Origin of the sequence: Metabacillus rhizosphaerae (genome assembly GCF_037201795.1) — a bacterium.
GTDB classification, from domain to species: domain Bacteria; phylum Bacillota; class Bacilli; order Bacillales; family Bacillaceae; genus Metabacillus; species Metabacillus rhizosphaerae.
The window spans coordinates 910,450-922,643 of the sequence record NZ_CP147403.1; the positions used below are offsets into that span (position 1 = coordinate 910,450).

The following is a 12,194-nucleotide window of genomic DNA, read 5'->3' on the forward strand; positions in this document are numbered from 1 at the left end:
TCATAAGCAAGTATCATTTTTAACAATAAAGGGGATGCAAGGATGAAAAAATTACTAATACTGCTTTTAACAACTATTTTAATACTTTCGGCATGTAGTTCTAAAGAAGATGTAAGTAAAGAAGATAAGTCATCTTCTGCAAAGGTTGAAGTAAATAAAGAAGGATTTCCAATTGTAGACAAAGAAATAGAATTAACATTAATGGCACCAGGCACAGGTTTGGCAGAATGGAAAGACATGCCTACATTACAAGAATACGCAAAGATGACGAATATCAATTTTGAATATACAACACCTCCACTGAGTGACTTTCAAACGAAATTAAATTTAGCATTTGCTAGCGGAGATATCGCAGACATTATATATGGAGCTGGAACAGATAATTTGACTCCTGCCATGGAAGTTGACTATGGAAAACAAGGAGTATTATTACCTTTAGAAGACCTTATAGATAATTATGCTCCCAATATAAAAAAGATGTTAGAAGAAAACCCTGATATTAAAAAATCTATTACGACAGTGGATGGACATATCTACTCATTACCGACAGTCTCTAATGGTCCAACATCCAGCTGGTATAGAGGACCTTTATGGTATAACGGTCAATGGCTTAATGAATTAGGAGTTAAAGAGCTGCCTAAGACAACAGATGAACTTTATGAATTATTAAAACGATTTAAGACAGAAGACCCTAATGGCAACGGAAAAGCAGATGAAATTCCTTTAGTTGATGTTAAAATGGATAGCTCCCGTGCATGGCTGCTAGGTGCTTTTGGTCTAAAAGAATGGGGTATTGATGAAGTTAACGGTAAAGTTAGATATACACCAACATCAGAGAACTATAAAGAATATTTAACATTCATGAATAAACTTTATGAGGAAAAACTGCTGGACCCAGAGACATTCTCACAATCGGATGAGCAGAAAAAAGCAAAAGGACAGGAAAACAGAGTGGGATTATTTCCAGATTACTACTCATTCTTTACAACAGGAGAAACAGAAGAAGCGTCAATGAATAACCCAATGTTTCTTCCTTTGACTAGCTCTGTTTCCGATAAAGCCGTAATACCACGTAGCCCGGCAATTTCAAGAGGTACTTTTGCTATCACGAGCAATAACCCAAATCCCGAAGCATCTATCCGTTGGGTTGATTACTTCTATTCAAAAGAAGGCTATGCATTTCTAAATATGGGACCTGAAGGTCATCTTTGGGAATGGGCTGATAAAGAAGGTGGAAAGAGAGTAAAACTTGATGTACCAGAAGGCTTTAAATCCGCAGAAGATTATCGTGGAACATTAACACCAGATTATGGGATAGCTACACCTTCATTAAGTGGTCCAATTGAAGGAAATGAACCAACAAATTTTGATAAGTTTATTGCAGCAGAAACAAATGAAAAGATTGAGCCATTTGCAAAAGTTCCTTATCCACTAGTTTATTTAACATCAGAGGAACAGCAACAAGCCAACACGATTGAAGTTGACCTGGAATCGTATGTCAAGCAAATGGAAGCAAAATTCATCACTGGTGTTGAGCCGCTATCAAATTGGGATAAATACGTAAAAACTATTGAAAATATGAATATTGATCAATATGTTCAAATCTATCAAGATGCATATGACCGCTGGGCGGACAGTTAATTCATTTATTAAATCTCTTTGAGTCATAAAAAATACAAACAATAAAAGATGGCTCGTATGGCCCTAACAGGGGAAGTATACATACGAGCCTTCATTCATATATCACATGGTAAAGTTAGAGGTGGCAAATATGTTTTTGACAGAAGAGAAAGTGAAAGCAAGAATTACTGAACTGTCAAAGTTCAGATACCGGGACACCATTAAATTACCAGAATGGAGATTTGTCGTTGATGAAGCGGGCGAGGTGGGCACCTATCCACCGGAACGTGACAATCATTCCTCTACAATAAAAATAGGTGAACGATGGCAGGGGCGCGATTTATATGCATGGCTGTCTTCCATAGTCACTATTCCTTCTGTCTGGACTGATAAGAAGATTGTCGGTCTGTTTGATTTTGGAAGAACAGGTGGAGGAAATAATTCAGGCTTTGAATCATTGTTATTTTTAAACGGACAACCTTATCAAGGTGTGGATTCGAATCACAAAGAAGTTTTTATTTCCGAAGATCATGCAGGAGAGACGATAACATTTGATTTTAGATTATGGACAGGCCTTGAAGGTGGAGGACACCCGGTTGAACAGGAATATAAATTTCAGTGTGCGGAAATTGCCTGGCTTGATGAACAGGTTGATACATTTTATTTTGATGCAAAAGCTGTCATTGAAACAGTATTTGTACTGAAAGAAAATCAGCCAGATCGTCATAAATTGCTAAAAGCCCTTAATCAATCTATTAATCTTATCAACTGGTTGAATCCAGGTTCAAACGAATTTTATGAATCCGTATATAGCGCACAAAGCTATTTGGAAGAACAACTGGATAAAATGGAGAAAAACCATGATGTCACGTTTCACAGTATCGGCCATACACATATTGATGTGGCTTGGTTATGGCGTTTAAAACATACTCGGGAAAAATCCGCACGCTCATTTTCAACAGTATTACGTCTAATGGAAAAATATCCAGAATATGTTTTCTTACAAAGTCAACCGCAATTATACGAATATATTAAACATGATTATCCGGAAATCTATGAAAAAATGAAAGAACGGATTGCAGATGGACGCTGGGAAGCAGATGGCGGAATGTGGCTGGAAGCTGATTGTAATATACCTTCTGGGGAGTCACTTGTTCGCCAATTATTAATAGGGAATCATTTTCTTCGTGAAGAGTTTAATAAGGAAAGTGAGTTTTTATGGCTTCCAGATGTGTTTGGCTATAGTTGGGCTTTACCACAGATCCTGAAAAAATCTGGAATTAAAACGTTTATGACCACTAAAATAAGCTGGAGTCAGTTCAACCGCATGCCGCATGATACATTTATGTGGCGTGGGATAGATGGCAGTGAAATTTTGACTCATTTTATTACGACAACAGAACCTTGGCCGGAATCAAGATACTATACGTACAATGGTTTTATGACACCTCAGGTTGTGCAGGAATCTTGGGATGCATATAAGGATAAACATATAAATCAGGATCTGCTTCTTTCCTATGGCTATGGAGATGGAGGAGGCGGTGTTAATCGTGAAATGCTTGAAATGCGTCGAAGGATTGATAAAATCCCTGGATTGCCTCATGCAAAGCCTTCCAGTGCAAGTAATTATTTTAAAAAATTGCATAAGACAATCAAGGAAACAAATGAGTATGTCCATACATGGGATGGGGAACTTTACCTTGAATTTCACCGTGGGACATATACAAGCCAGGCTTTTATGAAACGAATGAACCGTAAACTGGAATTGCTTTATCGTGAAAGTGAATGGTTAAGCGTATTAAGCAGTATCCAGCAAAAAACATTCTCGGATTATCCGAAAGCCAAATTAATGGAAGGATGGAAAATAATATTAAGAAACCAGTTTCATGATATTATTCCAGGTTCATCCATTAAAGAAGTATATGACGATGCGAAACAGGAATATAAAGTAGCAGAGACTATTGGTAGAGACATTTGGAAAAATGCTTCGACGTCTATCGTGCATAGTGCAGACAACTATACGTGGACTGTATACAATTCGGGTCCTTGGAAACGAAATGATGTCATATTTATCTCAAATCATAACGATTTAGGTGAAGGAAGATGGTTTGATAACGAGGGTCGTGAGTTTACTGCCCAATACACAGAAGACGGCTGGTATGTTCAAATGGAAAACCTTCCAGAGATGGGCTATATGACATTGGAGTTCAGACCGGAAAAAATCGACAAGCCACAAAACGAACTATTTACATTTACAGAAAGCGGCGTTCAGTCACCATTTTACGATATTAAATGGAATGGTAAGGGGCAACTAACAAGCATTTATGATCGGGAAAATGAACGTGAAGTACTGGCTGAAAATGCACATGGCAATGTTTTGCAAGTATTTGAAGATAAACCAATGATGTTTGATGCCTGGGACATTGACATTTTTTATCAACAGAAAATGGAAGAAATCACTTCTTTGCAATCCATTACATTAATTGAAAAGGGCCATGTGCAAACTAAAATACGTTTTGTTTGGGAATATGGGGCATCTGTCATTGAGCAAGACTTAATTGTATATGAAAATAACCGTCGAATTGATTTTAAAACACGCATAGACTGGCATGAACAACAACGATTGTTGAAAGTGGCCTTTCCAGTTGACATTCGTTCAACTGAAGCAACCTATGATATTCAATTTGGGAATGTGAAACGCCCAACCCATTGGAATACAAGCTGGGATTATGCTCGTTTTGAGAGTGTTGGTCACCAATGGGCTGATTTATCTGAAGGAGGCTATGGGGTCAGTCTTCTTAATGATTGTAAGTATGGGTACGATATCAAGGATCATGTGATGAGACTCTCGTTATTAAAATCTCCAATTCATCCAGATCCATTGGCAGATCAAGGGCATCATGACTTTACCTATTCACTGCTTCCGCATCAAGGCAGCTGGAAGGAAGCTAGCACAGTTAAGGAAGCATGGTCTTTAAATAATCCACTTACTTATAGTGAAGGAAATAATCATCTAGAAAAAATGTCAATGCTATATTGTTCTAAAAGCAATATCATGATTGATACTGTTAAAAAGGCAGAGTACAGTGACAAGATTATTCTTAGAATTCATGAATTCGAAGGTAATCGCACCCATGCAGAAATCGGTAGTGATCTTAACATAGTGTCATGGCAAGAGTGTGATTTAATGGAAAGATCCTTTGGTGAGGAAGTAAATGAAGAGTGTATCAGCTTTCAAATAAAACCATATGAAATCAAAACATTTTTGGTGGAATTCTCCAGATAATCAGGAGGTAAAGTTAATTTATAACGGAAATAAAATCTACTATTTCATAGAAGTAAAGTAGTTTTGGAGGTATAAAATTGGAAGATAAAAAGTATATCCATATCATTTCTCATACCCATTGGGACAGGGAATGGTACTTACCATATGAGAAGCACCATGTCCTCTTAACGAAGCTGATGGATAGGCTGCTAGAAACATTGGAAAGCAATCCTGATTTTAAAAGCTATCATCTTGATGGACAAACAATCATTTTAGATGATTATTTACAAATCCGCCCTGAAATGCGGGAAAAGCTTCAAACGTTCGTCAGAGAGGGAAGGCTCCATATTGGCCCTTGGTACATTTTGCAGGATGAATTTTTGACAAGCAGTGAAGCCAATATTCGCAATCTTCAATACGGGATGAAAGATGCAGCGCTTTGGGGAGGCGTTTCAAAGGTCGGCTATTTTCCTGATTCATTTGGAAACATCGGCCAGGCACCACAAATCTTAAGCCAGGCTGGTATTAACAATGCTGTCTTCGGAAGAGGTGTGAAGCCAACAGGATTTAACAATACTGTCAGTGAAGCAGAAAATTATGAATCGCCCTATTCAGAAATGCTTTGGCGCTCCCCAGATGGGTCATCAGTTCTCGGTATTTTATTTGCAAATTGGTACTGCAATGGGAATGAAGTACCAACAGATGAAAAAGAAGCCAAAAAATATTGGGAGCAGCACATTGCATCCTTAGAAAAATATGCAGCAAGCCCACATATGCTCATGATGAATGGCTGTGATCATCAGCCAATCCAAACTGATTTGCCAGAAGCCATTCGAGTTGCTGAAACGTTATATCCAAATATCGAATTTATTCATTCAAATTTTAATGATTATGTAGGCAAACTTGCCGCATCACTACCGCAAAATTTAAAAGTAATTGAAGGAGAGCTGCGAAGCCAGCAGACGGACGGATGGGGCACGCTTGTTAATACAGCATCCGCACGCGTATATATTAAACAAATGAATCAACTTAGTCAGACACTCCTTGAGAAAGTGGCAGAAACACTGTCAGCATTCGCCTATTTACAAGGAGGAGATTACCACCATCATTTAATTGAATACGCTTGGAAGACACTAATGCAAAATCACCCGCATGACAGCATTTGCGGCTGCAGTGTTGATGAGGTTCACCGTGAAATGGTCACAAGATTTGAGAAGAGTAAACATGTAGCTGAGATGATCATTGATGAAAGTCTCGAGTCCATTTCCGAAAAAATTAATACAGCTAGTTTTAAAAAATGGGGTGAAGATGCACTTCCATTTACTGTATATAACACAACTGGATGGGATCGTACAGGAGTAGTTTCTATTACACTTGATGTAAAAAGAGATTATTTCTCAGCAGGAGTAAACAAACAAGAGCTTAAAGGATTTCCACTAGGAGAAAGAACATTAGTTGATGATAAAGGAACTGAATATCATTGCAAGGTGGAAGATTTAGGAATCTCTTTTGGCTATGATCTGCCGGAAGAGAAATTCCGTCAACCGTATATGGCTAGAAGAGTTCGTCTAACATTTGAAGCAGAAAAAGTACCGGCACTAGGCTTTACGACATATGCATGGGTTTCATCTTCAAAACATAATGATAATAGTTCCTTAATCATAAATGAAAATGAAATGGAAAATAATTATGTAAATGTAAAAATTAATGAAAATGGTTCCTTAACTGTAACCAATAAAGTAAATGGACGTACATTTGAAGACCTATGTGTGTATGAAGACACAGGTGATATCGGTAACGAATATATGTACAAGCAGCCGAATAATGAACAAGCGCTTACAACAAAAGACTTAATTGCAAAGGTAAACATCATCGAAGATACACCATTCCAGGCTGCATATGAGATTGTACAAGAGTGGGAAATTCCGGCAAGCGCATCAGATTTACTAGATAAAGAGCAAAAAGAGCTTGTCTGGTTTACTGGCAGAAAGTCAGAACGTGTAGAGGCGAAGGTGCCGTTTACAATCAAAACAGTTGTAACGTTAGCAAAGAATAGCAAAGGAATAGACGTTAAAACATCTTTCAACAACCAAGCGAAGGACCATCGTCTCAGAGCATTATTTCCAACAGATATTAAAACAGATGTCCATCATGCTGATTCAATCTTTGAAATAGCAAAACGAACCAACGAGCCGTCACAAGAATGGACGAACCCGGATCATTCACAGCATCAGCAAGCATTTGTTGATGTAAGTAATGAAGTTGAAGGCTTGACTGTTGCGAATCTTGGATTAAATGAGTATGAAATAATCCGTGATGGTCGGAATACGATAGCGGTAACTCTACTGCGCTCTGTAGGAGAGCTTGGCGATTGGGGATATTTTCCGACACCTGAAGCACAGTGTTTGGGAGAGCAGACTGTTTCATTTTGCATCTATCCACATGATGGAAAAGATAGCGCGACTAAGGCATATAAAGATGCATACCAATATCAAGTACCTTGGTCATTGAAACAGACAGGTCTTCATGATGGTGAATTGCCTCCTGTTCATTCATTTGTCCAGTGGGAATCTGCTAATCTAGCATTTTCCTCTATGAAAGTATCTAAACAATCTGGCGATGTCATGATGCGCTGGTTTAATATGGCTGATGAAAGCGATACTCTTATCGTCAAGACATCAGAAACTTATAAGAATACGTATGAAAGTAATGTAATCGAAGAAAAAAAGAAATCATTACATGTTGATGGCAATAAAGCAATTCACGTTTCAGTTCGTAATCATGAAATCGTTACACTAGGATTTGAAAAAAAATTAATTTAAGAAATGAGTTCAAATAGTGTGCAGCATGAATCAAATGCACAACATTTGAACTCGGGACATGACTATAAGACTACTAGAAAGGGAAGTGAGTACTCCATGCAAGGACAATTACCACGATCAATGAAAGCATTAATAGATGAAGTAAAATCATCATTCGCTCATGATCAAAAAGTACAAACAATGTTTGAAAATTGTTTTTCCAATACCTATGAAACAACAATTCGACCTCAGGATGATGGAACGACATTTGTGATTACGGGTGACATACCTGCAATGTGGCTACGGGATTCAGCTGCACAGGTTCGCCCATATTTACTACTTGCTGAACATGATGAGAAAATGGCAGACCTGATTGAAGGTGTGATAAAAAAACAATTATCTTGCATTATTCATGATCCATATGCAAATGCGTTTAACGAAGAAGCAAATGGAAACAGATATCATGATGATAAGACAGAGATGACACCACTTCTATGGGAACGAAAATATGAAATTGATTCACTTTGTTATCCAATTCAATTGTCGTATTTATTCTGGAAGTCAACTGGAAGAACATCTCAATTTAATGAAATGTTCCGGGAAGCTGTTGCCAAAATAATCGAAACTTGGAAGACGGAGCAAAACCATGAAGAAAATTCTAGCTACATGTTTGAAAGGGATAACTGTCCCACACAGGATACATTATCACATGATGGAAAAGGGGCTCCTGTTGGCTACACGGGAATGACCTGGAGTGGTTTTCGTCCAAGTGATGACGCTTGCCAGTATGGTTATTTAATCCCTGCCAATATGTTTGCTGTAGTTGTCTTAAAACAATTAAAGGAGATAGCTGAAGAAGTTCTTCATGATAAAGATCTTGCGAAAACAGCTTTTGAATTGGCGAATGAAATTGATCAGGGCATTCAAAATTACGGTAAATTTGAACACCCAGTATATGGAACCATTTACGCCTACGAGACAGACGGACTCGGAAATTACAACCTAATGGATGATGCGAATGTACCTAGTCTTCTCGCACTTCCGTACTTAGGTTATTGTAATGCGGATGATCCAATTTATCAAAACACGAGAAATTTTATTTTAAGTTCTGAAAACCCTTACTACTATCAAGGTATGGTGGCGAAAGGGATTGGCAGTCCACATACCCCTGAACAGTATATTTGGCATATCGCTCTTGCGATCCAGGGAATGACGGCATTAACAAATGAGGAGAAAGAGGAAATTCTTGAGCTGTTTAAAAACACCGATGCAAATACAAACTTTATGCACGAAGGATTTCATGTTGATGAACCTGAAAAATTTACAAGACCCTGGTTCTCATGGGCCAATTCGATGTTTAGTGAATTTTTGTTAAGTCAATGTCATCTGTTTGTAAAAGGCAGTCCTTTAGAGAAGTAGCAAATAGTGACAAGATAAAGTGAAACTTCCATAAGAGGGGGTTTTACGTCCCGTTAATGTGGGATAAACAAACAGTGATTATGGAGGTGGAACAATGATTTATGAAGTTCTTGTTAATGATTATCGAAATGGCTTTCTTGAAAATATCCACCCTGGTCATATTTGTGGGGTTGATGCAACGGGAAATATCAAATACGAGGTAGGAGATTCAGAGCATTGGACTTTTTTGCGGTCCGCATTAAAGCCAATTCAGGCGATTCCAGCAATTGCTCATCATATTCAGGAGCATTTCAAGCTAACGAATCGGGAAACATCCCTAATCGCTGCATCACATCGAGGTGAAGAATTCCATATCGATGAACTGGAGAAATTACTGGATAAAACCGGGGTAGCAGAAGAAGAATTGCTATGCCACCCGACATATCCGCTAAATCCAGAGGCAAAGGATGCACTCTTAAAAAAAAATCAACCTAAAAGAAAGCTATACCATAATTGTTCTGGTAAGCACCTAGGAATGATCGCCCTTGCAAAAGTCCTTGGTGTAAGCACGGAAGGATATTTCGAAACGGAACATCCAGTACAGCAGGAAATTATCCGTGCTCTTTCAAGTATTTCCGGGTGTAATGTTGAACAAATCAGGACTGGTGTGGATGGGTGTGGTGTTCCTGTTTACGCGCTACCTCTTAAGTATATTGCAAACGCCTACTTGCGATTTGCAAGACCAGAGCTTATTTGTGACCGATCCATTCAAGAGGCAGTTGTTAAAATAACAAGCATCATGAATGAAAATCCAGATATTATTTCCGGAACAAATGCAATATGTACAAGTTTGTTAATGGATGACAATATCGTTGCAAAAGGCGGGGCGCAAGGGGTTTATTGCTTTGGATTAAAAGAGGAGAAATTAGGCTTTTCATTAAAAGTAATGGACGGTTCTGAGGAACAATGGCCATTAATCGTTGCAAGTATTCTCGAACAAATCGAGTATGAAAATAAGAATACAATCCAAAGGTTGTATCAATTGTCTCAAAAGGAAATATATAACGACAACAACAAGCTTGTAGGGAATAAAGAAGCTGTATTTAAATTAGCAGAAGTTTAATGGGGAGTGTATACAAGTGAATGTAACAGAACCTGTACGCGCGTTTCATTTAAGATTCGGATCACATGACTTGGTCGATCCATTTAAGGAATTTATTGAGAAGGTCTTAGCCCCAAAAGGAATAAACCATTTACTTTTGGAATGCAATACATCTTTTGTATTTGAGAAACATCCTGAAGTCACTGGGGGAACTTTATCAAAGCAGGATGCAAGGGAAATAGCCGCAGTGTGTAAAAATAATGGGATACGGCTTATCCCATTATTCCAATGCCTTGGTCACCAAGGTTGGGGTGGAGCACCTAATTCAATACTGAAAGCGTATCCTGAATTTGATGAAACACCGGATGTGGCTTTTGATGCAGAGTGGCCTGAAATCTTCTGCAGAAGCTGGTGTCCGGAACATCCAGACATTAATCAGCTCGTATTTGAACTAATGGATGAACTTATCGATGCTTTCCGTGCGGATGCCTTTCATGTTGGAATGGATGAAGTATATGAAATAGCAGATGATAACTGCCCTCGCTGCAAAGGAAAGGATCGAGCTGATTTATTTGCGAAGGCCGTAAATGATATGTACAAGCATTTAGTAACAGAGCGCGGTGTTGAAATGTTTATGTGGGGAGATCGCTTAAACGACAGTGAAAAGATGGGCTATGACCAATGGGAAGGGGACACGTTTGGTACACATAAAGCTATTGATCGTATTCCTAAAGATATTGTCATGATGGATTGGCATTATGAGAAATTGGATTCGTATCCTTCGATTGGGAATTTTATTGAAAAAGGCTTTACTGTCATTCCTGCATGTTGGTTTAAAACAGATGCTGCGGAAGACTTGTTAAAGGAAAGTAAACGTCAGGCCCAGGAACATGGGGCAGAAGATAAAATGCCAGGTATGCTTGTGACATCATGGAACGGCTGGAATAAAGAGTCTTTTGAAAGATTTATAAATAGGACGTCTACTCCTATCGGATGTGATGAAACACTAGAGGAGCTCGATGAGTTATATCGAACACTCGATGTCATAACGAAAAAGCTATCGAATAGAATGTAAATCTATTAACTACTATATTAGAGGTGATGTGAGATGAAATTAGGATTAAGTACGTATAGTTTGCTAGATGCAATTAAAGCGGGAGAAATGGATGTTTTAGATGTTGTCGAGTGGATTGCCGACAATGGTGGAGAACATATGGAAATTGTCCCTTATGGATTTACTTTAGTAGATAACCTGGAACTAGCGGATAAAGTACGAGAAAAAGCAAAAGAAGTTGGGATTGAACTATCAAACTATTCAATGCCTGCAAATTTTGTTCAGGATACGGAGGAAGAATTTGAAGCAGAGGTTGCACGGTTGAAGGAACATGTAGATCTTTTAGACCGCATGGGGATCAAACATATGCGCCATGATGTGACTGCATTTACATTACCACCTGAGAAAATGACCATTGAATACTTTGAGAACAGCCTGCCGCAAATCATTGAAGGAAGCCGCCGTATCGCTGACTATGCAGCAAAATTCGGGATAACAACGACAATTGAAAATCATGGCGTTGCTGTACAGCATAGTGATCGTGTCCAACGAGTACTGCAAGCAGTGGACAGACCTAACTTTAAAACAACATTGGATGTAGGAAATTTTATGTGTGTCGATGAAAACTCCATCATAGGTGTGAAGAAAAACCTGCCATATGCATCTCTTGTTCATTTTAAGGATTTTTATTTCCGACCTTACTATGAAGATCCAGGTGCAGGAAAATGGTTTAAAACGTCTAACGGTAACTTTTTAAGAGGTGCAATTGTTGGACAGGGTGATATTGAAATAAGAGAAATTGTGAAATTGATTAAAGATTCCGGTTATGACGGATATGTCACATTGGAATTTGAAGGAATGGAAGAATGCCGAGAAGCTTGTAAAATTGGCCTGGATAATTTAAGGCGTTTCTGGGAGGAAGCATAATTTCTTAAAAAGCACTTACTAGGATTG

General features: G+C 38.4%; 7 protein-coding genes. All 7 read left to right on the forward strand.

From position 1 onward, the window contains the following. The first annotated feature begins 42 nt into the window (after positions 1–42). Positions 43–1,641, forward strand: a complete 1,599-nt coding sequence (locus tag WCV66_RS04445; protein WP_338788018.1) for an extracellular solute-binding protein — start codon at positions 43–45, stop codon at positions 1,639–1,641. Between the two features lie 130 nt (positions 1,642–1,771). Next, positions 1,772–4,906 (forward strand): alpha-mannosidase, encoded by a 3,135-nt coding sequence (locus WCV66_RS04450; protein ID WP_338788019.1) that lies wholly within the window; start codon positions 1,772–1,774, stop codon positions 4,904–4,906. Positions 4,907–4,983: 77 nt separating this feature from the next. Further along, on the forward strand, positions 4,984–7,707 hold the full coding sequence (locus WCV66_RS04455) for an alpha-mannosidase (protein WP_338788020.1): 2,724 nt from the start codon (positions 4,984–4,986) through the stop codon (positions 7,705–7,707). 96 nt (positions 7,708–7,803) lie between these two features. Then, a complete protein-coding gene (locus tag WCV66_RS04460; protein WP_338788021.1) occupies positions 7,804–9,105 on the forward strand; it encodes a glycoside hydrolase family 125 protein in 1,302 nt (433 codons plus the stop codon). Between the two features lie 94 nt (positions 9,106–9,199). Continuing rightward, positions 9,200–10,207 (forward strand): asparaginase, encoded by a 1,008-nt coding sequence (locus WCV66_RS04465; protein ID WP_338788022.1) that lies wholly within the window; start codon positions 9,200–9,202, stop codon positions 10,205–10,207. A 16-nt stretch (positions 10,208–10,223) separates the two neighbouring features. Beyond that, positions 10,224–11,261 carry a family 20 glycosylhydrolase gene (locus WCV66_RS04470; protein WP_338788023.1) on the forward strand — a complete coding sequence of 346 codons (1,038 nt, stop codon included), beginning with the start codon at positions 10,224–10,226 and terminating at the stop codon, positions 11,259–11,261. Between the two features lie 33 nt (positions 11,262–11,294). Then, positions 11,295–12,167 carry a sugar phosphate isomerase/epimerase family protein gene (locus WCV66_RS04475; RefSeq protein WP_066338081.1) on the forward strand — a complete coding sequence of 291 codons (873 nt, stop codon included), beginning with the start codon at positions 11,295–11,297 and terminating at the stop codon, positions 12,165–12,167. The last annotated feature ends 27 nt before the right edge of the window (positions 12,168–12,194 follow it).

What these genes read in the sequence shown, in the direction of transcription:
- WCV66_RS04445 (WP_338788018.1), top strand. Translation starts at nt 43, where the DNA reads ATGAAAAAATTACTAATACTGCTTTTAACAACTATTTTAATACTTTCG.
- WCV66_RS04465 (WP_338788022.1), top strand. Translation starts at nt 9,200, where the DNA reads ATGATTTATGAAGTTCTTGTTAATGATTATCGAAATGGCTTTCTTGAA.
- WCV66_RS04460 (WP_338788021.1), top strand. Translation starts at nt 7,804, where the DNA reads ATGCAAGGACAATTACCACGATCAATGAAAGCATTAATAGATGAAGTA.
- WCV66_RS04475 (WP_066338081.1), top strand. Translation starts at nt 11,295, where the DNA reads ATGAAATTAGGATTAAGTACGTATAGTTTGCTAGATGCAATTAAAGCG.
- WCV66_RS04450 (WP_338788019.1), top strand. Translation starts at nt 1,772, where the DNA reads ATGTTTTTGACAGAAGAGAAAGTGAAAGCAAGAATTACTGAACTGTCA.